The organism is Lysinibacillus sp. ACHW1.5, from assembly GCF_022014815.1.
GTDB classification, from domain to species: domain Bacteria; phylum Bacillota; class Bacilli; order Bacillales_A; family Planococcaceae; genus Lysinibacillus; species Lysinibacillus capsici.
This window is the reverse complement of record NZ_CP091777.1, coordinates 1169226-1191119: the sequence shown is the minus strand read 5'-3', so window position 1 is coordinate 1191119 and position 21894 is coordinate 1169226. Positions and strand designations below refer to the sequence as shown.

The 21894-nt window shown below is 35.7% G+C and carries 19 protein-coding genes, 1 pseudogene and 1 riboswitch; of the genes and pseudogenes, 3 read left to right on the top strand and 17 right to left on the bottom strand.

What is annotated here, in order from left to right; translation table 11 throughout:
• Window positions 1-75: 75 nt before the first annotated feature.
• Window positions 76-1086 carry an ABC transporter substrate-binding protein gene (locus L6W14_RS05510; RefSeq protein WP_237899738.1) on the bottom strand — a complete coding sequence of 337 codons (1011 nt, stop codon included), beginning with the start codon at window positions 1084-1086 and terminating at the stop codon, window positions 76-78.
• A gap of 574 nt (window positions 1087-1660) precedes the next feature.
• On the opposite strand from L6W14_RS05510, the gene L6W14_RS05505 reads away from it, so the two are divergent.
• Entirely contained in the window at window positions 1661-1966 is a 306-nt protein-coding gene (locus L6W14_RS05505; RefSeq protein ID WP_016991980.1) for a CotD family spore coat protein, read from the top strand.
• Window positions 1967-2064: 98 nt separating this feature from the next.
• Here L6W14_RS05505 and glnA read toward each other — a convergent pair whose 3' ends face one another.
• The 3 genes from glnA to L6W14_RS05490 form a co-directional block, all read right to left on the bottom strand.
• On the bottom strand, window positions 2065-3399 hold the full coding sequence (glnA, locus tag L6W14_RS05500) for a type I glutamate--ammonia ligase (RefSeq protein ID WP_004225810.1): 1335 nt from the start codon (window positions 3397-3399) through the stop codon (window positions 2065-2067).
• Between the two features lie 55 nt (window positions 3400-3454).
• On the bottom strand, window positions 3455-3832 hold the full coding sequence (locus tag L6W14_RS05495) for a MerR family transcriptional regulator (protein ID WP_131519485.1): 378 nt from the start codon (window positions 3830-3832) through the stop codon (window positions 3455-3457).
• A 154-nt stretch (window positions 3833-3986) separates the two neighbouring features.
• The gene (locus L6W14_RS05490) at window positions 3987-5240 is read right to left on the bottom strand and encodes a methionine gamma-lyase family protein (protein ID WP_131519484.1); all 1254 of its coding nucleotides are present in this window, start codon (window positions 5238-5240) and stop codon (window positions 3987-3989) included.
• Window positions 5241-5581: 341 nt separating this feature from the next.
• Between L6W14_RS05490 and L6W14_RS05485 the strand changes: the two genes are divergently transcribed.
• Window positions 5582-6187, top strand: coding sequence for a trimeric intracellular cation channel family protein (locus tag L6W14_RS05485; RefSeq protein ID WP_004225816.1), 606 nt, complete (start codon window positions 5582-5584; stop codon window positions 6185-6187).
• Between the two features lie 51 nt (window positions 6188-6238).
• On the opposite strand, the gene cobT is transcribed toward L6W14_RS05485, so the two are convergent.
• From cobT to L6W14_RS05455, 6 genes are all read right to left on the bottom strand, one after another.
• On the bottom strand, window positions 6239-7294 hold the full coding sequence (cobT, locus tag L6W14_RS05480; RefSeq protein ID WP_131519483.1) for a nicotinate-nucleotide--dimethylbenzimidazole phosphoribosyltransferase: 1056 nt from the start codon (window positions 7292-7294) through the stop codon (window positions 6239-6241).
• A gap of 91 nt (window positions 7295-7385) precedes the next feature.
• Window positions 7386-7562: riboswitch (cobalamin riboswitch) on the bottom strand.
• A gap of 96 nt (window positions 7563-7658) precedes the next feature.
• Window positions 7659-9353, bottom strand: a complete 1695-nt coding sequence (locus L6W14_RS05475; protein ID WP_237899735.1) for an ABC transporter ATP-binding protein — start codon at window positions 9351-9353, stop codon at window positions 7659-7661.
• A gap of 39 nt (window positions 9354-9392) precedes the next feature.
• Complete coding sequence (locus L6W14_RS05470; protein ID WP_131519481.1) at window positions 9393-10655, bottom strand: ABC transporter A family member; 1263 nt, start codon at window positions 10653-10655, stop codon at window positions 9393-9395.
• Window positions 10656-11331: 676 nt separating this feature from the next.
• A complete protein-coding gene (locus L6W14_RS05465; protein WP_131519480.1) occupies window positions 11332-12195 on the bottom strand; it encodes an ATP-binding cassette domain-containing protein in 864 nt (287 codons plus the stop codon).
• Window positions 12179-13591: a PapB family radical SAM/SPASM ranthipeptide maturase gene (locus L6W14_RS05460; RefSeq protein WP_131519479.1), complete on the bottom strand. Its 1413-nt coding sequence runs from the start codon at window positions 13589-13591 to the stop codon at window positions 12179-12181. The genes L6W14_RS05465 and L6W14_RS05460 overlap by 17 nt, the downstream gene beginning before the upstream one ends.
• Before the next feature lie 82 nt (window positions 13592-13673).
• The gene (locus L6W14_RS05455) at window positions 13674-13832 is read right to left on the bottom strand and encodes a hypothetical protein (RefSeq protein ID WP_371824161.1); all 159 of its coding nucleotides are present in this window, start codon (window positions 13830-13832) and stop codon (window positions 13674-13676) included.
• Window positions 13833-14114: 282 nt separating this feature from the next.
• On the opposite strand from L6W14_RS05455, the pseudogene L6W14_RS05450 reads away from it, so the two are divergent.
• Window positions 14115-14309 (top strand): annotated as a pseudogene (locus L6W14_RS05450) (response regulator transcription factor); the annotation flags it as partial.
• 167 nt (window positions 14310-14476) lie between these two features.
• On the opposite strand, the gene L6W14_RS05445 reads toward L6W14_RS05450, so the two are convergent.
• From L6W14_RS05445 to glpK, 7 genes are all read right to left on the bottom strand, one after another.
• Window positions 14477-16050, bottom strand: a protein-coding gene (locus L6W14_RS05445; protein ID WP_237899731.1) for an IS3 family transposase whose coding sequence is annotated in 2 segments (ribosomal slippage) — window positions 14477-15408 and window positions 15408-16050 — 1575 coding nt in all. Because the reading frame shifts where the segments join, the coding sequence is not laid out codon by codon here.
• 149 nt (window positions 16051-16199) lie between these two features.
• Window positions 16200-16502 carry a rhodanese-like domain-containing protein gene (locus L6W14_RS05440; protein ID WP_131521828.1) on the bottom strand — a complete coding sequence of 101 codons (303 nt, stop codon included), beginning with the start codon at window positions 16500-16502 and terminating at the stop codon, window positions 16200-16202.
• A 95-nt stretch (window positions 16503-16597) separates the two neighbouring features.
• Window positions 16598-16828, bottom strand: a complete 231-nt coding sequence (gene hfq, locus L6W14_RS05435) for an RNA chaperone Hfq (protein WP_004225825.1) — start codon at window positions 16826-16828, stop codon at window positions 16598-16600.
• Between the two features lie 97 nt (window positions 16829-16925).
• The gene (gene miaA, locus L6W14_RS05430) at window positions 16926-17828 is read right to left on the bottom strand and encodes a tRNA (adenosine(37)-N6)-dimethylallyltransferase MiaA (protein ID WP_048391396.1); all 903 of its coding nucleotides are present in this window, start codon (window positions 17826-17828) and stop codon (window positions 16926-16928) included.
• Window positions 17815-18732, bottom strand: coding sequence for an alpha/beta fold hydrolase (locus L6W14_RS05425; RefSeq protein ID WP_237899728.1), 918 nt, complete (start codon window positions 18730-18732; stop codon window positions 17815-17817). The genes miaA and L6W14_RS05425 overlap by 14 nt, the downstream gene beginning before the upstream one ends.
• 3 nt (window positions 18733-18735) lie before the next feature.
• The gene (locus L6W14_RS05420) at window positions 18736-20382 is read right to left on the bottom strand and encodes a glycerol-3-phosphate dehydrogenase/oxidase (RefSeq protein WP_237899726.1); all 1647 of its coding nucleotides are present in this window, start codon (window positions 20380-20382) and stop codon (window positions 18736-18738) included.
• Window positions 20383-20400: 18 nt separating this feature from the next.
• A complete protein-coding gene (glpK, locus tag L6W14_RS05415; RefSeq protein WP_054550562.1) occupies window positions 20401-21894 on the bottom strand; it encodes a glycerol kinase GlpK in 1494 nt (497 codons plus the stop codon).

Genomic DNA, 21894 nt, shown 5'->3' with positions numbered 1-21894 from the left:
TATGCTCAAACACTACAATGAGAGGGCTGTTATTCAAGTATTCTCTAACACTTTTAACAGCCCATCCTTCATTCATTATTTTTCTAATTCAAACTTGTCATAAATATCATCTAGCATTAAATTAGCACTAGTAATACCACCTGCTAGATTCCAATTAATTTCATCTACCTGATAAACTTGATTCGCTTTCACTGCGTCAAGCTCTTTCCAAAGTGGATGGTTTGTCCAATCTTCATAAGTTTTTTTCACTGTCTCATCATTTTCCATAAACATATAAATAACATCAGCATTCATTTGTGTGATGCTTTCCTTGTCAGTTAGCTTCACAATTTCTAAAGAATCATCTGTTAAATTTTTAGGACCTTGGAATCCAAGCTCAGATAAAATAGAACCCGCATAACCTGTCACATAAATACGAGCATGGTCTGCTCTGAAGTTGACAACAGAAACATGGAATGGCCATTTATCGCCAAGCTTCTCTTTGATTTTTTTTTGGAAATCAGCTACTCGTGTAGCCCAATCGCCAAGTAATTCATTCACCTTATCTTCTTGATTCATTGCTTGACCCATCATTTCAGCTGTTCCTTTGAAATCGAAAACCGTTTCATGAGCAACTGTTGGTGCAATCTGCGATAACTGATCATAAATTTCTTCATGACGTACTTTAGAAGCAATAATTAAATCTGGTTTAAGCTTTGCAATTTCTTCAAGGTTTGGTTGTGTTTCTTGTCCTACAATCGCAACGCCATCAAGCTCATTCTTCATATAATTATAAACAGGCGCTTCTGCCCAAGATTCTACTACCCCAACTGGTTTAATGCCCATAGCAACTGCAACATCTGTTGCGCCTTGATATAGTGTAACGATTTTTGTAGGTGTGCCTTCAATCGTTGTAGTACCCATTGCATGTGTAATCTCACGACTAGAAGATGCTGATTCAGTGTTGCTTTCTTCTGCTTTGTCGTTCTCTTGTGAACTACTGGAGTTCGATGTTTTCTCCCCACACCCAACTAATAATAACGCGAAGGTTAATAGTAGTGTGAAAAGTACAAAAAAGTTCTTTTTTTGCAGTGATAATTTTGGCATACATTTCCTCCTAAGAAATAATCGACAACGATAATCATTATCAATTAAAGAGTATACTGTACGATTGTTTTATTGACAATATCTATTTTTTCAAAAAACATACTTTTTTAATAAAAATTTATTTTAAAATTTCATGACATTTAACCAATAAGCTAATGACGCGAGGAAGAACGTTATTTTAATAAAACTAAAACCTACTCATTGTGTTGAAAAACAAGCAAGTGGATGGCTGTTAGACTCGTTACTTCTTCACTTCGAAAATATGTGCTATTTTGTTCTCTACTGTTAGTATGAAAAAAGTTTTGCACATGATCGAGGAGAACTTATGCCCTTTGGAAAGGAAAACACCTCGCCCTGCGAAATTGGTTTTCCTGCCGTTAACATCATCTTTTTTCAACAATATGTCATGCTTTCATTTCACTCAAAGACGTAGGCAAATTGATTATAGATTTTCTACTATTTTAGTTACTTGTTAGATTTACCTATGCATTAATAGGCAAATAAATAGACCCTATCGACGTATATCTCATATCTTAATAATGAACTACAACTTATCAAAACAGGAGGTAATAACATGTTTCAACGAAGACGCCATCCGGCAAAAGGTCCACACTGCTGTCCGCCACAAATGATGCCCATGCAATATGATCCACCACAATTTTTACCACCAGAGCAATATGTACGCACAAATTATATCCATACAGTTGTTCCACACGTACAACCTGCACATGTTACAACAGTGAACAAACATATGATTGATCATCAGTATTATTTCCCATGCACAGAATCTGTCGTGAATGAATGCTGTGAAACACATACAATGTGCGGTATGCCACCTAACCCTTGCCATATGCCACACCATCATAAACATATGCGCTAATACTAAAATAACGATGGGGTTATCATATGACCCCATCGTTCCTAATATGTTCAGAAAAAAACCGAGTACCCTTTATCAGGCACTCGGTATCTTTATGATTAATACATTTTTAAATATTGATCGCGTTCCCATTGATGAACAGTTGTACGGTACATATCGAACTCGATTTCTTTTGCTTCTTTAAAGTTTGCATAAATATGCTCACCTAATGCTTCCTGTGCTACTTGATCTTTAGCAAGTAATGTTAGTGCATCATCAAGTGCTGCAGGTAGGTTTTCAATACCATTTGCTTGACGCTCTTCTTCCGACATCACATAGATGTTGCGGTTAATAGCAGCAGGTGGTGTTAGGCTTTGACGAATACCTTCAAGACCTGCTTCTAAAATAACTGCCATCGCTAAATATGGGTTTGCAGAAGGGTCTACAGAGCGTACTTCAACACGAGTTGAAAGGCCACGTGCAGATGGAATACGAATTAATGGTGAACGGTTTTGTGCAGACCATGCTACATAACATGGTGCTTCATAACCTGGTACTAGACGTTTATAAGAGTTAACTGTTGGGTTTGTTACAGCTGTGAAACCTTGTACGTGTGCAAGAACACCCGCCATGAATTGCATAGCTGTTTCAGAAAGACCTAATTCTGTAGATTCATCATAGAACGCATTTTCTTTGCCTTTAAATAGTGACACGTTAAAGTGCATACCAGAGCCCGCTTCACCAAATAGTGGTTTTGGCATAAATGTAGCGTGTAAGCCATGTTTACGAGCGATTGTTTTAACCACTAATTTGAATGTTTGGATGTTATCACACGCAGTAACAGCATCCGCATATTTAAAGTCGATTTCGTGTTGTCCTGGAGCTACCTCATGGTGTGATGCTTCAATTTCAAAGCCCATTTCTTCTAGCTCTAACACGATATCACGACGGCAATTTTCACCAAGGTCTGTTGGCGCTAAATCGAAATAACCACCATGGTCATTTACTTCTAATGTTGGTTCGCCTTTTGCATCTAATTTGAATAAGAAGAATTCTGGCTCAGGCCCTAAATTGAAGCTTGAGAAGCCCATTTCTTCCATTTTTTTAAGAATTCGTTTTAGGTTGTTACGTGGGTCACCAGCAAACGGTTCGCCTTTCGCAGTGTATACATCACAGATAAAACGTGCTACTTTCCCTTTTTCAGAAGTCCAAGGGAATACTACGAAAGTATCAAGATCAGGATATAAATACATATCAGATTCTTCGATTCGAACGAAACCTTCAATAGATGAGCCATCAAACATCATTTTATTTTCCAGTGCTTTGTCTAATTGACTTACAGGAATCTCAACATTTTTGATAGTGCCAAGAATATCTGTAAATTGTAAACGAATAAAGCTTACGTTTTTTTCTTCGATGAGACGTTTAATGTCCTCTTTTGTGTATTTACCCACAGTTTTCCACACTCCTATAATTTGTCTAGCTTTTATGTTTACCCTACCCTATTTATTAATAGAATCGAGATAAATCCCCTCTTCGGATGGACGATTTTTGCATGCGCTGTGCTTGACGCATTTCTTCGCGCATAATTTGGCGTAATTCTGAATCACTTAAATCTTGCTCATCAGTTGTTGCAACAGGATTTTTCTTTTTAGCAAATATTTTTTTAATCTTCGCCATATTCATACCCTGTTCTAAGTAGTCTTTAACCTCAAGCAATATATCGACGTCATTTAGTGAAAACATACGTCGATTGCCTTCTGTTCGGTGCGGCTCAATTAAATGGTGTTCTTCATAATAACGAATTTGTCTTGCCGAAAGCTCTGTTAATTGCATCACGATACTCATCGATAATAACGGCATAGTTCGTCTAATTTCACGACTCATTTAAGTCCTCCTCCAATACCCGCTTATCATATAACGAATTTTTTTTACTGTCAACCAACCATGTAAGGTTATCTAACATGAATGGCACTATTTTTTTCAATCTGATTAAAAATTGTAAAAAACTCTTCATATTTAGGCTTTATCTATTGTCTTGTTATGCTTTTTGAATGGCTTGAACCGCACTGCATATAGCAAATTTAACGTGTTCATATGTTAATCCACCCTGGATAAATGCTGTATATGGCGGTCGTATTGGGCCATCCGCTGTTAGCTCAATGCTGGACCCCTGAATAAATGTTCCAGCCGCCATGATGACATCATCTTCATAGCCTGGCATATAGGCTGGTTCAGGAGCATAATGGGCATTTATCGGTGAGTTCGCTTGTATTTCGCGACAAAAGTCAATCATTTGTTGTGCTGTTTGAAAAGATACTGATTGAATTAAATCTGTACGCTTCGCATGATAGCTCGGAGTAGTACTCATGCCAATTTCATCGAGCATTGCAGCTGTAAATATCGCCCCTTTAAGTGCTTGCGATACAACATGGGGTGCCAGGAAAAATCCTTGATAAAAATCACCTAGTGTATTTAATGTGGCCCCCGCTTCTGCTCCAATACCTGGAGAAGTCATACGATAGGCACATTTCTCCACTAAATCTGCTCGGCCAGCAATATAGCCACCAATTTTAGCCAAGCCTCCACCTGGATTTTTAATGAGCGAGCCTGCCATTAAGTCAGCACCGACCTCTGTAGGTTCCTGTGCCTCTACAAACTCGCCATAGCAGTTATCTACAAAAATAACAGCTTTCGGGGCTATTTTACGTACCTTTACACACATATCTGCAATTTCTTCTATTGTAAAGGATGGACGTGTTGCATAGCCTTTTGAACGCTGAATCGCGATCATTTTGGTTTGTGCTGTAATAGCAGCCTCGACACCTGCCCAATCAATAACCTGATTATCTAGTAAATCCACATGTCGATAACCGATTTTATAATCTTTCAGTGAACCTGTATCTTTTTCACCACCATCGACAATGGATTGCAATGTATCATATGGCTGACCAGAAATATAAAGCAGCTCATCACCAGGACGTAAAATACCGAATAGACTAAGCGTAATTGCATGTGTCCCTGAAATAATTTGTGGTCGAACTATGGCTGCCTCTGCACCAAATACTTCTGCATAAACACGCTCTAGATTATCCCGTCCCTCATCATCATAGCCATAGCCGTTTGTTGGATGTAAATGATAATCACTTACTTGATGCTTTCTGAAAGCTGCTAGCACCTTCTGCTGATTGTAGAACGCCATTTCTTCTACCTTGGCATGATAAGGCCGAACTTGTTCCTCTACTTTTTCCGCTAACGATAGCGTTTCTGTTGATAACTTTGATGTAAACGTCATTCTTTCTTCTCCATTTCATAATGTCTCGCATTTCAATCAGTAAGATTTATTGACTATCTAAATTGACTTCAATCACTCTAGAATTCCCTAACCAACTACTGTTATATGAACGCTTTTGACGAATGTTTTTCTTTATTTTAATCACATTTTATCAATTTGTATGTGCACCTGTAAAACTTGCCTATTGTTTCTAAGGGCATTTTACGCTAAGCTAATGTGCGGACTCATTTCAAGAAGCGTATTTAATGACCGATTTTGGCTATTAAATTCATAGATTCTGTTACGTAAAAAGTCTTTTAACTTTTAAAAAAGTTTATTTATTGATAGAAGGGGTGAAAGGGATGGCTTGGGAGGTTTTTAGTATTATAGGAACAATTGCCTTTGCTATTTCGGGGGCAATTATTGCCATGGAAGAAGAATACGATTTATTCGGTGTATATATACTTGGTATTGTGACTGCTTTTGGTGGAGGAGCTATCCGAAATTTACTCATTGGACTACCTGTCACAACACTTTGGGGACAGGATATGATGTTTCAAATAGCGCTTGCTGCGATTACGATATTCTTTATTTTTCCCCATCATCTGATTCAACATTGGCATCGTTGGGGTAACTTCACAGATGCGATTGGCTTATCAGCATTCGCAATTCAAGGCGCACTCTATGCTGTCAAGCTTGATATGCCAGTAAGCGCAGTCATTGTAGCTGCTGTTTTGACAGGTTCAGGTGGTGGAATTGTACGAGATTTATTAGCTAGAAGAAAACCATTAGTTCTCCGTGATGAAGTTTATGGGGTTTGGGCAGCTCTTGCTGGATTGTTAATCGGCTTCGAGGTTTTTACAGGGGATATTTTCCTTTATATTTTATTCGCAGTAATTACAGCTTTACGTATTCTTTCCTATATGATGAAGTGGCGCTTGCCATTACGAAAATTAAATCGTGCATAAATACCATTCAGCCAATGACCAAAAATTAAGTCATTGGCTGTTTTATTGTTTTTATCTTTTTAACAACTGCATTGATTCTTCTAAAGTCACCATGTTTTTCATCATCGAGCAAGCTGCATCTAAAATAGGAAAGGCTAAGGCTGCTCCAGAACCTTCGCCTAAACGCATATTCATGTGCAACATTGGTTCAATGCCTAGTAAGGCAGCGGCAATTTTTGCCCCTGGTTCCTCTGAAGCATGGGAAGGAATGATATAATCGATTACTTTTGGTTCGAGCTTATAAGCAATGAGGGCGGCTATAGTCGAAATAAATCCATCAATGACAACGGGTTTAAGATGGGCAGCTGCGCCAAGAATAATACCTGTCATCGACCCTATCTCTAACCCTCCAACCTTAGCCAGAACATCAATAACATCATTTGGATTAGGCTTATTTAAGGTAATTGCTTTTTCAATAACTGCCGCTTTATAGGCAATGCCTCCTTGGCCTACTCCTGCACCAAACCCCGTTACTTCGATAGGGTTGCATCCCGTCAAAACAGCTAATATCGCAGCACTTGGTGTTGTATTGCCGATGCCCATTTCTCCAGTCCCAAGTACATCAGCACCTTTTATGATTTCCTCAGTGGCCACACGGATTCCTACTTCTATCGATTGAATGGCTTCTTGTTTGGTCATAGCGGGACCTTGTGCCATGTTATCTGTACCATATTTAATTTTATGAATAAGGACACCTGCATCAAGTGGAATATCTCCTTTTACCCCAACATCTACTGTGACCACCTTTGCATTGGTAATGCCAGCAATCGCACAAACGCCTGTACCCCCCTTAGGAAAATTTAATGTTTGAAAGACCGTAACATCTTGTGGATTCGTGGTTACACCTTCCTCGCAAACACCATGATCTGCAGCACAGACAATCATCACTTTTTTGTCGACCATCGGATATAATTGTCCTGTTATACCAGAGAGCTGTACGGCAAGTGATTCTAGTTTACCCAAGCTACCTGGGGGCTTACAAAGCGCATCAATCCGCTTTCTGGCTTGCTCCATACTTTTCATATCAGCCCCCTGAATGTTTTGAATCGTGTCTTGTAATAATTGCATGATTATTTCTCCTCTCGTTCTCATTAAGACAAAATAAAAAGTCTGTAGTTTATTGTCATGACAAATAAACTACAGACTTTTCCATCATCTATATCTTCTAAAGCATGTAGGCAGGTCTCCTGGCTCAAGTTCAACACCTCATAGTACCTTCCCAGCAATTTGCTAGTGGCATACACTATGAAATTCCCTTATACAGTGGCGGGTCCGCTAAAGCTTTTCACTTTATTCCCTATTCTCCCTAGTGGGCACCTATTGCTTTTATGTAATTATGTTAAATCTACTTTACAACTTTTTTAGTGTCAAGAGGAAAAAATTTTTTGAGTGTTAACTTAGTAACACCACCTATTCAAACAATATAGGCTTATCAAGAGCTTGTAACAACTAATGAATCCCTCTCATTCACTTGATGCTTATCAACTTCAAAAATTTTATCTGCTTCACTTATTAAAACAGGGTGATGAGTAACCAATATAACAGTCTTTTGTTTTTCTTTATTTAAATATAAAAGTAATGTTTCTATATTTATTTGATTGTCTTTATCAAGCGCAGAAGTAATCTCGTCAAACAAATAGATATCCGCATCTCTTAGAAGCGATCTTGCTATTGAAAGTCTTTGCTGTTGCCCAGTAGATAATTCAAGCCCGTTATGCCCTATAAGAGTTTCAAATTTATAGTCCAACGTTTCTATATATGAATAAATGTTAACCATTTTACAAATTTGAATTAATTCTTCGTCCGTTGCATTCGGCTTTGCTAATAACAAATTTTCCCTTATTGTCCCTGTCATTATAAAATGCTCTTGCGTTACCAAACATACCCTTTTTCTATAAACATCAATAGGAATATATCTAATATTTTGATTGGATAGAAATATTTCACCCTGATAATTAATGTATAAACCTGATAATATATTCAATAATGTCGATTTACCTGATCCGCTTTCTCCCTTAATCAATACAATTTTCTTCAAAGGTATTTGGAGATTTATATTTTCTAAAACTGGAGATAATGCATTAGTATAGGTAAAGCTTACATTCCGTAATACTATTTTATCTTTTCTAAAATGATGCGAAGAATTTACATAGTCAGGTACTTCTAATTTCTTTAGATGATATTTATTGTCTTGCATTAAGTTTTTTACTCTATTTACAGACACAATTGCTTCTTGTAAAAATGAATTTAGTTGAGAAAATCTTAAAAATGACTGACTAAAGTTATTGGCATAGGTAGTGAATGCTATTAATACTCCTAACGTGAGGCTTCCTTTATAAATAAAGTAGGCACCTATAATAAGGATAATCAAATAACTTGTAAAGTTTATTAATTCTATTATTGATGCTGATTTTATACTTAAACGCATTTTATCAAGAGTATTTTTGTATAATAAGGTAATTTTCTTTTGATAGTTATCTATTGCGTTTATCTCAGTATTAAATATCTTAAATAATTTAAATGATGACAGTAATTCTCCCAAATAGGTTAAATAAGAATCTAAATCTTTTTTGATGGCAGTATCCATCATCCTTATTTTTCTTCCATAATATTTAAAAATGATAAGTGCTAAAGGACAAGCTATGAATAAAATACTAGCTAAAATAAAATTAAGATTTATCAATATTACTAACACAATTATTATGCTGATAAAATCTACAACAATATTTAAAAACTCTGATACTACTTCAGAAAATGCCTTTGTATCATTTTCTATTTTATTCATCAGTTCACCTTTTGCTTTTAATTGATACTCATCCATGTCCATAGCCATGATTCTTTTTATTATCTTTAACTTAATGTCCATTTGTAGATAGCAGGCAAATTTCGTTAAATAATATTTTTGGATTACTTTAAAAAATAAATTAAAAAGAAACAAAAAAGCCATAAACACTATAATTATGAATGCTGAATTGAGGTCTTTTACTGTTATAGAATCAATAAATTTACCAAATAAAAGGGGGTGTACTATACTTAAAATCATAGAAATGCCCATCAAAATATTTACTTGAAATAATTTTGCTTTGTATGGCTTTGTATACTTAAATACCTCACCTAATATTTTCATGAAATAATACTCTGTCTCCCTGATTTAGTTAAGGTTTTCTTATAACCTTTTGATATACAGATAAGCATTTTTCGGTTCTTCCTGTAATATATGTAGAAACTTTTCCATATACGGATCTTTTTCATTACTTATGAACAAATTTTCTACTGACTTCTTTTTCGCCTCACTAAAGAGCATGCTTTTATTTGTGTATATAACCTTTTGCTCAATTGTTCTTTTTAAAACCTCATAGCAATTAGTTTGTTCCTTGTTTTCCCACTGTTCATTCATTAATGTATTTATCATGTCTTCTGTAATATTATAGCCATAGTTAAATTCAAAAAATTTATTAGAATACGGGCGTATTTCAATGATGTCGCCAGAGCTACTAATAATATTTTCTAAACTATTGTTATCTGGAAGGCTAAAAACCCTCGTTATTTTCAGCGTGTGATACGGAATGTTGTTGACACCAAAGCTCTCCATTATTTGAGTAATGTCTTTATAAACATTCGCATAATTCTTCATTTTTTCTATACTTACACCTTTGTATTGGACAGTAAGCCCGTTATATTGATAATTTTGATAAGGCTTATTTGACAGCTCTTCTTCTTTATATCCATTATAAAAATGTAAGCTTAATAGAACGAAAAGCATCATACTGGTCATAATTCCAGCAACCCACTTTTCCGTTTTATTGGTGGCCTTCCTGCTGAATAAAATCGCGAACGATATAGAACACAAACAAACGGATAAAACACCTATAACATTTAAGTAATGAATAAAATCTGGATACATAAAGTTAAGAGTTGGAGCTAAATATTGAATCGTTTCTAGTCTATAACCATGCATTAGCATTAATAAAAAATAAATGATGACAATTAAAATTATAGACACTGCTTGACTTTTAAAAATTGTTGCCATCAAAAATGGAATGGATATAGTAAATAGCTGAAAAATAAAAACGATAAGTAGAATTTTATATATTGGTGTCTCTACATATACAAACTTTACAAAACCAACTAGTAACATAATTGCAGGGGTGGTCAGAATAAAGCTGAAAACCCATTGCCATAATAAAAGCTTTCCATTCGATATTGGGGAAATCATTAAAATTTTCTCTACATGATATCTTTGATGCAAAGTTATAATTTGAATCGTTAATACACTTGAAAAAATCCCATATAAAGGAATCAATGCTTGAGCATCACTGACTGTAAAGAAATACTGAGAGATACATAATAGAATGACGATAGTATAATAAGTCAACAAATAATCACTTCGTAAGACCACTTTCGACCAAAATAAAAAGATATCTCTCATTTGTCATTCACCCTTCTTTTAAATAGCAACACATTTCCAAACATAAATAGTATGCCAATACTTAGAAAAATACCTCTCTTTACATTAAATAGCAGGTCAGTCATTTGATGTTGTATAAAATCAGGATTGAACCATATAGAAAAATAAGGAGAATTTAAATAAATGCTGAATACCAAATATATTATTAGTAAAATGTGTAGATATACAGTACGTTTCAAATAAAAGGAAATGAAAAAGCTAAAGGTAATGCTGTAGAAAATAGAAAGGAAGACTTGAAACAATGTAATTAATAGAATGCTAATAGGAACTTTATTTACATAAAATATAAAAAAAACTATGTAGAAGAAAAATAGATACACTGAAACAAAAAGAATAACTGCTACGATTTTTCCAACTATATACATCGACCTATTTGTCAATTTTAGTAGGATGACTGCTCTTTCAAAAGATTGAAGATACCCCTTCCAAACATATGAAACCATACTCGGTATTAAAATAAGTAAAAATACCATTTGTAATTGAAGTGTTCCATACCATTTTTCAATAAAAGTTTCCTGAGTGTCTAAGTTATTCATGATAATTGGAAGAACCAACATTATTAGTATAAGAATGACGGAAATAGCTCTACTTTTTATGAGTCTTTTTAATTCAAAGTTTATTAGAAAAGGTAATTCTCTCATATGGATAACTCTTTTCTATTTATATAAATATATGCATCCTCTAGAGTAGGCTCTGTCGATATACTTCCTTGTAATGGACTATCTGCAATGTAACGAATCTCAATACTGCTGCCTTTATCTTGTAAAGATACAAATAAATCCACATGAGGTATTTCATCATCTAAAACATTATAAAGCCATACCTTCCCTCGAACTTTATTAATAAGGTCTATTGTACTACCTAAGTAATTCACTTTTCCTTTTTGTAGCACCATCAAATTTTTACATGTAGAAGCAATATCTTGTACGATATGTGTTGAAAGCAGAATGATTTTATCTCGACTAATCCGAGTAATTAAATTTCTAAATGAAATGCGCTCATGAGGATCTAAACCTACTGTTGGTTCATCAATTAGTATTATTTTGGGATTACCAATTAAAGCTTGAGCAATGCCAAATCTTTGTTTCATACCACCCGAAAGTTCTTGAATATATTTTTTTTGTTCGCTTAATAGGCCCACCTCTTGAAGTCTTAAGTTGATTTCCTGTTTTCGACTTTCACTATTATTCATTCCTTTTAACTTACATAAATAGTCAAATGACTCTTCTAAAGTAACCTTTGGAAAAAAATCGAACTTCTGAGGAAGATAACCTAATATTTCACAAACCTTAAGTGGTTCTTTTTTTACGTTTAGCCCTGCAACTTCAATTTCTCCGTCATCAAATGGAAGTAATGTAGAGATTATTTCCATCAATGTTGTTTTTCCTGCCCCATTTTCCCCTAATAAACCAAATACACCATTATGAATTTCTAAGGAGATATTGTCTAGCACCTTTCTATTTTTGTAATTTTTTGTTAAGTTCTTAATTTTGATTTCCATTTTTAACAAACTCTCTTGTATTTTTCTTTTCTAATAATAGTTCTCTTTGTTCATCTGATAACCGTAAATATAAATGCAAGGTAGCTTCTAATTGCTTTTGAGTTAAAATGCAATAATGTAAAGGTGGTGTCGTTACTTTACCTGTTGATTCTAAATTTTCATGGTGACACCCACCCCCACACAAATTTTTTGCCCAGCATTTATTACAATTTAATCTATTTGAAACGTGTGCTTCTTCTAAAAATTTTGACTTCGCACTGGAATATGTTCCTTCAAAAATATTTCCTTGTTTATACTCTTTATTATTAACAAAACGATGACAAGGATATAAATCACCATTAATATCAACGGCTAAAAAATTAACCTCTGCACCACAAAAATATGTTGATTCGTGTCCAATATGAATACGTTCTAAATTTTTCATTATATTATTGAGTTTGACAGCTTTATAATATTCTTTTTTATTAACTAAATATTCGAAATAACAAATTAATTCATCATAACTTTTAGACAATTCAATGAATTGATCTTCTGTAAACATCTGCATAGCTGGGGCAGCATAGATACTTCTAAAATTCAAGTCGAATAGATGCTCATATATATTTACCAAATCAACATTATTCGGAGTAATGGTTGCCCTAACTCCCAGTTGTTTTTGCTCCCTTAATTCTTTTGTTCTGTTTAAAATAACATCATAACTTCCCTTTTTATTTCCATAAAAACGATTTATGTCATGATCGCTTTTAGTCCCATCAACACTTACTTGAACAGCGATGTTATTGTCTAAAACAAATTTTGTGATTTCTTTATTTATTAGCGTTCCATTACATGTCATACTAAAACCTATTTTTTTATTATGTAATTTTACTTTGTAATTTGCATATTCTACTACTTGCTTAATTACTGGAAAATTTAATAAAGGTTCCCCCCCAAAAAATACAATGGATAGATCATCACGATCACCTGACTGTTCTAGCAAATAGTCAATTGCTGATTTTGCTGTCATTATAGACATTCTGCCTTTTTCGTTATATTCTCCGTCACCAGCGTAACAATATTTACATCGTAAATTACATTCTTGGACCATCATTAATGTGAGTGCACTTATGTTTTTAACATTTTCTTCGTTAACAGCATTTCTATCAGTAGTATCATTGATTATCCTATTTTCTATTAGTGATTCAATAATACTATTAAATTCATTTTCAGCTATTTTATCATTTAATTGATTAAAAACTTCCACTATGCTTTTGTTGTCACTTGATAAAATAGAATAAACAATATCATCTATTTCAAATAAACCATTAGTATTCGGTACATAAATATATTTTTTATGATTAACTTCTAACTCTTTAATACTTGATACTTTAATTTTTTTCTCCATAGATTCAATCATAAATATCCCCCCATTTCTTGATACAATGTAGAGTAAATAATGATTTACTCTACATTGCCAAATAAAAAATTAAGCACTTGTTTTAACCATCTGTATCTTTTCTAAAACAAGTTTCCCAGCCTCCAGCACATCCCCAATCCATAGAATCACACTTATTGCAATAATCTTTAGCATCACAAAAAACACACCATTTAGATCTAGAACTAGCACTATTAAAACCATGATTAATTCTCTTGAGCATTTTTTCACCTCCTCAGATCCCATATAACTCCCACAAAACAATTAATTATTAGGTACTAATATGTAAATATTAATTTGTTTTGTAGTTCAAAGTTAACAAAATTTCTCAAATAAGGTATCCGTATTTTCCGCAACCTTAGGGAAAAATTAATTATTTTTTGAAAAATTGTCACTTTTTACATTTGATTAAACGGTATTTTTTATCCAGAATATAGAATAAAATGGAATTTATTGATACGATATCTTCTGAAAATAAATGGGGGGAGTATTACATATGATAAAGTTAACACCTAAAGAATATGAGATTTTAGAGCGTATTGCTGAGGACAAAACCAATAATGAGATTAGTTTAGAATTAGGTATGAGTAGGAGAACAGTGGAATATCATATATCCTCTATTATTCGCAAATTAAATGCAGAAACTCGTTTAGGTGCTGTTGTTACTGCTATTAAACTAGGCTTACTAAGAATCAAATAAATTTTTCAACTCATGAAAGATTTAATTTTGGAGAAATCCCTGTATATGACATGCCGTTCAACTGCTCTGTTAGTTGAGAACGAACAAAACAAAAAAATAGACCAAACATATTTAAGTATATTGAACTGCACCCCGTCAAGTAGACAGTTGAAATAATAAAAAATGTATTAAGCGGCTTGAGTCCTGAATTCTAACGGACTTAAACCGCTTAATCGTTTCTGATAACGATAGTAATTATAAAAATGAATATAATCATCAATCGCTAGTTTTAACTCTTCATATGAATCGTACTTATGTAAATAATACTTCTCACACTTCAATGTGCCCCAAAATGATTCAATTGGTCCGTTATCAATACATCGACCAATACGGGACATACTCTGTGTCATATTGGCAGTTTCCACAATTCGCTTAAATTCCTTTGATGTATATTGAAAACCTCGATCACTATGTATTAATGGCTGTTCGCCTGATTGTAATGATTGAATAGCTGATTTTATTGTTTTGAAAACAAGGGAATTATTATTCGAATGACCTAACACATAACTCACAATTGAACCATCATATAAATCGATAATTGCACTTAAATAAGCTTTTTTCCCATTTCCATACTTAAACTCTGTGACATCTGTACACCATTTTTCATTGGGCTTTTTCGATGCAAATGCTCTATTTAATACGTTCTCCGCCACATGATGTGCTGGAGATTTACGATAAGGCTTGCGCTTTCTACGAATAACAGACTTCAATCCACTAATCTGCATTAAACGATAAATACGCTTTTCGTTAACCGTTGTTTGATTATTTTCTTTTCGCTGACGATTGATTGTCAACGTTGTACGACGATAGCCGTAAATACCATCTACTTGTTGGTAAAGGAGACGAATGTCCTTTAAAATTGCTTCATTTTCAACTTCTCTGTTAGAAGGCTTGCGACTTAGCCACTTATAGTAAGCTGCACGCGAAACATCAGCTATTTCACATAGTAAAAGAATCGAAAGTTCTTCCTCTCGATGTAATTCTTGAATCGCTAAATAGCGTTGCTGTAGACGTACTTGGCTTAACGACGCCTCCTTTCGATTTCCTCTAACTTTTTTAAAAATAAATTTTCTGCACGTAAACGTTCATTTTCACGTTCAATACGTTGAATCTCTAATTTCAATTTCTCCTCAACGGTTAATTCGACTTCATCTTTTGTGCGACCACGACGATCACGTAATCCCTCTTCACCGTTCGTTTCAAATTTCTTCGACCATTGATATACCTGTTGATACGAAACACCATAGGTGTGTGCTGCCAACTGATAATTTTTCTGGTGCTTCAAACAGTACTCGACAATCTCAATACGTTCTTCAAAAGTTGTCTTTCTTCCTTCTGTCATAGCTTGACTCATTCCTTTACCTGAATCTTTTATTTCACTATGACTAGTATACTTTTTTACCCAGCTTTTTAAAACGGAGGTACTGCTAATCTCGTATTTCGACAACACCTCCATCTGTGAATAATTTCGTTGAATGTAGTCCTCCACAGCCGCTAGTTTTAACGCTTTTGAATAGAACTTACATGAAGTAGCTTCTTGTAATCCTTCACGTCCACCTGCCTCAAATCTCATTTTCCATCTATGAAAAGTTTGATGATCTATTGAAAACCTTTCACACAATTCATTGATAGAATAGTGACCTTCTTCGAACAATTGAAGGATATGTAGTTTCAACTCGAGTGGATGTTTGCTTCGCCCCATAAAAAATACTCCCCTTAGATAAACAGATTTTATTTTTTAATCTGTCTACCTAATAGGGAGCATATCATATAATATGTCTGGTCTATTAATTTTAATTGGGGTGAAAGTTGTCATTCCAAGATAAAAAACTCTTTCTTTTTACTCACACTTTATTTAAATTCTAATTCTCCATCATAAGCCAGCATGCCGCCTTCAAGGTTTGTTACATCAAATCCTTGTGCTTCTAAGTAAGCACACGCATTGGCAGAACGAGCTCCAGCCTTACATACAATAATATATGGCTTTTGTACATCTAATTCCTCTAAACGTTCAGGGATAGTTCCGAGTGCAATATGTTGAGCACCTGGGATCATGCCATGTGCTACTTCATCCTCTTCACGTACATCGATAATATATAGGTCCTCATTTGCATCTAACAGATCTAATAATTGTGTTGTTTCCATTGTTTTCATAAACTTTGTCCTCCAAAATATCAAATTCCACTATCATTATAGCTTGTAGCAAAAAAAACAGCCAGTGTGAGAACACTAACTGTTTAACAAACTTATTATACTTCTGTCTCTAAAAACTCTATTTGTTTTGCTGGTACGAATGTAGAAATGGCATGCTTGTAGATTAGGTGCTGCTTATTTTCAGCATCAAGTAGTAATACTGTAAAATTATCATATGATTTCACAGTCCCTTTTAACTGAAATCCGTTTAACAGAAATACAGTTACAAAAACACTGTTTTTACGTAGTTGGTTCAAGAACGTATCTTGCAAATTGATTGATTTCATCAAATAGCCTCCCTACTAACTTTCTACCTCTTCATTCCTATAGTAGCACGTTCTACCAATTTATCAATTAGTAATTTTTAGAAATTTTTCTTTATTCTTATAATCGATCATCCGGCGTAATAAAATGGACATCCATTTTATTACGGAAATAAGTAAGCTGTCTTTTTGCATAGCGACGGGAATTTTGTTTTAAGCTATCAAGGGCTTCCTCTAGGGTACATTTGCCATCTAAATAATCATATAATTCTTTATACCCGATGGCTTGTATAGACTGTACTCCACGGATATTTTGCTGCCATAATCCCTTCACCTCTTGCAGAAGACCATTTTCCACCATTAAATCAACACGACGATTAATACGGTCATATAGCACGTCACGGGACATGTTTTGACCTAGACCTAAAATAACATGGTCGTAAAGGGGTACTTCCCCTCGATTTTGCGCTTCAGCTGCTTTTGATACACCGCTTAATTCCAGCATTTCTAATGCACGAATAACACGACGTGTATTGTTTGGATGGATTGTCTGCGCTGTTTGAGGGTCTAGTTGTTTTAGTTTGTCATGCATTGCCTCAGGGCCAAGCTTTGCTAATTCCTCATAGTAGGCTTTTCGTGCTTCTTCATCTACTTTTTCATCAGTAAATTGGAAATCATAGAGGACAGCTTGTACATATAAGCCAGAGCCTCCTACTATTATAGGTAATTTTTGACGAGCTTGTATTTCCGCGATCTTCGCACGTACTAATTTTTGATAATCTGCTACCGAAAAAGATTCTGTAGGCTCTAAAAAGCTAAGTAAATGATGAGGAACGCCCTCCATCTCTTCTTCGGTAATTTTAGCTGTCCCAATATCGAGCCCTTTATAAACTTGCATGGAATCACCATTAATGACTTCACCGTTATATTTTTTTGCCAGTTCAATGCTTAATGCCGTTTTACCTGAGGCAGTCGGTCCCACTATTGCTACGACCTCTGCCTGCTGCAATTTAGTTTCTATCATATTTTTCTAACCACCGTAATAAAACTTGAAAGACCGCTTCTTGATTGTCTTCATTTAAAATTTCATGTCGTTTATCCTCTAATAAATAAACCGTTACATCCTCTACACCCACCGCTGCTAACTGTTCAGCAACTTTGTAAACGCCTAGCCCCTGTTCACCTACTGGATCTTTACTGCCACTAATCAAGAGAATAGGGAGGTCTTTTCTTACTTTTGCTAATTCTCTTTTACGATTTAGTGTGGCAAAGCCAGTTGTCAAATCCACGAAAAATTGATTCGTTGGAATAAAGCCACAATAGGGATCATCGATATACTTTTCCACCTCTTGTTGTACTGAACATAACCAATCATAGGCAGTCTTCGGATTAGGAAATTGCTTATTAAAGCTACCAAAGCTCAATTGATTTAACAGCTTACTTTCAGTTTCTTTTCCTAGTCCCTTTGCTAAAGCCTTGGCTACTAGATTTCCTACAGCATGCAAGGCTGTCACATTTCCAGTGCCGCAGAGAATAACATTATCAACTTGCTCTCCGTATAATTGAATATAGCGTCTAGTAATGAAAGAACCCATACTATGGCCAAAGAGAATTAATGGTACATTAGCATATGGTACGTGAAGTTGTGTAATCACTTCATGAGCATCTTTTACAACACGCTCAAAGCCGTTTTCTTCAGCAAAAAAGCCCAATGTCCCATTATATGCTGCCGTTTCACCATGCCCACGGTGATCGTGCATCGTCACAACATAGCCTGCTGCGTTGAGTGTTTTCGCAAATGTTAAATAGCGACCGCTGTGCTCTGCCATGCCATGCAAAATGTGAATATGTCCAATACATGGCGTTGAAGGCTCCAATGTTCGCGTGAAGACAAATTGTTCATCCGACATTTGAATATAACGCTCCATCCCTTACTCCCCTTCTTTCACAAAATTTGTTGCATCGTTAATGGCTTGTTCTAATTCAGCAATATATCTATTTTTTTGCTCCTCTGTATAATTTAAGCGTTGTTGCATCACCTGAATCACTTGCTGTTTATAAAGTTTTACTGCTTCAATATCGAAGTATAATAAACCAGTCCGACGGATAAAGAAGTCGCTTGGTGTATAGACCATTTCGGCTTCAATGCCATACAGTAGCATCGCATGTAAGGCAAGAGGCATTGTACTACCATGTTCATGTAAAAATTTCACCCGATCAAATAAGGCATCTACATTCGTGCCATACTTTTGTACGAGATGCTTGGCTTCATCATAATTTAAGCCATATTGTACGCCTTCACGAGCTTTATAGGCAATATAGTCAGGGAAATTAATAGCGTTAATTCCCTTTGCACCAGAAAGTGCTAGCTCACGTGTTAAACAGGCACTTGCATGCTTGTAGCGACGGGACTTCACAATTTTATCCACTATCGTTTCAGCCATTTGGCGATAGCCCGTAAGCTTGCCACCCGCAATCGTCATTAAACCACTTGGCGCTGTCCAAATTTCATCTTTCCTTGAAATTTCTGATGGATCCTTACCTTTTTCATAAATCAGAGGTCGGACGCCTGCCCAAGAGGATTCAATTGTGTTCCTTGTGATAGTAGCAGTTGGAAAGACCTTTTTAGCAGCCTCAATTAGATAATCCACATCTTGCTGTGTTGCCACTGGATGTACAGGGTTACCTTCATAGACAGTATCCGTAGTCCCTACATAGGTTTTGCCATCTCGTGGAATAGCAAAGGCCATACGACCATCAGCCATATCAAAATAAACCGCTTGCTTTAGCGGAAAATCCTTTTGATTGAAGACAATATGTACGCCCTTTGTTAGACGTAATTGCTTGTTATCTGCAACTTTATCTTTTTGTCGTACGTCATCAACCCATGGCCCCGTTGCATTCACAATTTGTGCGGCATGGACATTGAGCATTTTCCCCGTCACATGATCCCTCACTTTAATGCCAACAAGCTTTTTCTTTTCGTAGATAAATTCCGTCATTTCAGCATAATTGAGGCAAAGCGCTCCATATTCTACAGCCTTTTTTAATACTTCAATTGTTAGACGAGCATCATCTGTACGGTATTCTACATAGTAGCCACCACCGACTAAGCCATCTTGATTAAGTAAAGGCTCTAATGCCAGGGTTTCCTGAGCATTTAACATCGTTCTACGTTCATGTTTTTTGACGCCTGCCAAGCGGTCATAGACCTTTAATGCCATAGATGTTGTGAAGGGACCGAGTGATCCCTTTTTATATAAAGGTAATAGCATTTTTTCAGGCGTTGTGACATGTACAGCATTATCATAAACAATTTCACGCTCTCGCCCTACTTCAGCTACAACGCCTACATCAAATTGCTTTAAATAACGTAGACCACCGTGAATTAATTTGGTTGAACGGCTCGACGTACCAGCTGAAAAATCCTGCATATCAATTAATGCGACAGAAAGGCCTCTTGATGCGGCATCTAATGCAATTCCTGCACCTGTAATACCACCACCAATGACTAATACGTCAAAGCTATAGTGCTCTAGATAATATAAAATTTTTGGTCGCTGCTCAAATGAAAACATACCTTTCTCCCCCAATAGCTATGATTTAAAAATTCGTGTTGCCTCTACAGCCTTCTGCCATCCTGTATACAGAGCTGTGGCTTGTTCTTCATCCATGTGAGGTTGATAGGTTTCCCCACTCACCCATAATGCAGATAAAGCCTCTTGGTTTGGCCAGAAGCTTGTCGCCAGCCCCGCTAAATAGGCTGCACCGAGTGCTGTTGACTCATTCAGTTTTGCTAGCTCTACTTGTAGCTGTAAAACATCACTTTGGAACTGCATTAAAAATTGATTTTTGACAGCTCCACCATCTACACGGAGTACTTCAATCGGAGTACCTGCTGCTTCTTCCATTGCATCTAGTACATCTTTCGTTTGATAGGCTAATGATTCTAGTGTTGCTCGAATAAAATGTTCTTTTGATGTTCCACGTGTTAACCCAAAAATGGCGCCACGTGCATCTGTATCCCAGTAAGGTGTACCGAGTCCAACAAAGGCAGGGACAACATAAACCCCATCGGTATGATCTACTTTTCTAGCATAGGATTCAGAATCCTCTGCTGTACGAATCATCCTAAGTCCATCGCGTAGCCATTGAATAGCTGATCCTGCTACAAATACACTACCTTCCAATGCATAGGTCACTGTCCCATCAATTCCCCACGCAATGGTTGTCAATAAACCATTTTCCGATGTCACTGCCTGCTCTCCTGTATTTAATAGCATAAAGCAGCCAGTGCCATACGTGTTTTTAGCCATTCCTTTGGTAAAACAAGTTTGTCCAAAAAGTGCGGCTTGCTGATCACCCGCAATTCCAGCTATCGGAATTTTTTCTCCAAAAAATATACTTGGAGCCGTTTCTGTATATATTTCTGATGAATTTCTCACTTCTGGAAGCATGGACATTGGGATAGCTAAAAGCTCACAAAGTTCCTCATCCCACTTCAATTCATGAATATTGTAGAGCATTGTTCGAGCTGCATTTGAGTAATCGGTCACATGAGCCTTTCCCTTTGATAATCGCCAAACAAGCCATGTATCAATCGTCCCAAATAATAAATCCCCATTGTCTGCCTTTTCACGAGCGCCTTCAACATTATCTAAGATCCATTTAATTTTTGTCGCTGAAAAATAAGCATCTAAGCGAAGCCCTGTCTTTTGCTGAAAATGTTCTTCCTGTCCTTGTTCTTTTAAGGTATTCACAATGTCCTGTGTTTGGCGTGATTGCCAGACAATCGCATTGTAAATCGGCTGACCTGTGTGTTTATCCCACACCACTGTTGTTTCGCGCTGATTGGTAATGCCGATCGCATGAACCTCACTTGCTTCATGGCCACTTTCGGTTAATACCGCCGCAATAACGGACAAGATAGAACCCCATATTTCATTGGCATTATGCTCTACCCAGCCAGCCTTTGGAAAAATTTGTTGAAATTCTTTTTGTGCTACATGAACAATTTGACCTTTTTTATCAAATAAAATGGCTCTTGAACTTGTCGTTCCTTGATCAATCGCTAAAATAAATTCACCCAT

Excerpts from the sequence above, each read along its gene's own strand:
- L6W14_RS05425 (WP_237899728.1), bottom strand. The coding sequence starts at position 18,732 with ATGGAGCGTTATATTCAAATGTCGGATGAACAATTTGTCTTCACGCGA.
- L6W14_RS05465 (WP_131519480.1), bottom strand. The coding sequence starts at position 12,195 with ATGGAAATCAAAATTAAGAACTTAACAAAAAATTACAAAAATAGAAAG.
- L6W14_RS05485 (WP_004225816.1), top strand. The coding sequence starts at position 5,582 with ATGGCTTGGGAGGTTTTTAGTATTATAGGAACAATTGCCTTTGCTATT.
- L6W14_RS05490 (WP_131519484.1), bottom strand. The coding sequence starts at position 5,240 with ATGACGTTTACATCAAAGTTATCAACAGAAACGCTATCGTTAGCGGAA.
- L6W14_RS05495 (WP_131519485.1), bottom strand. The coding sequence starts at position 3,832 with ATGAGTCGTGAAATTAGACGAACTATGCCGTTATTATCGATGAGTATC.
- L6W14_RS05440 (WP_131521828.1), bottom strand. The coding sequence starts at position 16,502 with ATGAAAACAATGGAAACAACACAATTATTAGATCTGTTAGATGCAAAT.
- L6W14_RS05420 (WP_237899726.1), bottom strand. The coding sequence starts at position 20,382 with ATGTTTTCATTTGAGCAGCGACCAAAAATTTTATATTATCTAGAGCAC.
- hfq (WP_004225825.1), bottom strand. The coding sequence starts at position 16,828 with ATGAAATCAATCAATTTGCAAGATACGTTCTTGAACCAACTACGTAAA.
- L6W14_RS05510 (WP_237899738.1), bottom strand. The coding sequence starts at position 1,086 with ATGCCAAAATTATCACTGCAAAAAAAGAACTTTTTTGTACTTTTCACA.
- L6W14_RS05505 (WP_016991980.1), top strand. The coding sequence starts at position 1,661 with ATGTTTCAACGAAGACGCCATCCGGCAAAAGGTCCACACTGCTGTCCG.
- L6W14_RS05455 (WP_371824161.1), bottom strand. The coding sequence starts at position 13,832 with ATGCTCAAGAGAATTAATCATGGTTTTAATAGTGCTAGTTCTAGATCT.
- cobT (WP_131519483.1), bottom strand. The coding sequence starts at position 7,294 with ATGCAATTATTACAAGACACGATTCAAAACATTCAGGGGGCTGATATG.
- L6W14_RS05470 (WP_131519481.1), bottom strand. The coding sequence starts at position 10,655 with ATGAGAGATATCTTTTTATTTTGGTCGAAAGTGGTCTTACGAAGTGAT.
- miaA (WP_048391396.1), bottom strand. The coding sequence starts at position 17,828 with ATGATAGAAACTAAATTGCAGCAGGCAGAGGTCGTAGCAATAGTGGGA.
- glpK (WP_054550562.1), bottom strand. The coding sequence starts at position 21,894 with ATGGGTGAATTTATTTTAGCGATTGATCAAGGAACGACAAGTTCAAGA.
- L6W14_RS05475 (WP_237899735.1), bottom strand. The coding sequence starts at position 9,353 with ATGAAAATATTAGGTGAGGTATTTAAGTATACAAAGCCATACAAAGCA.
- L6W14_RS05460 (WP_131519479.1), bottom strand. The coding sequence starts at position 13,591 with ATGATTGAATCTATGGAGAAAAAAATTAAAGTATCAAGTATTAAAGAG.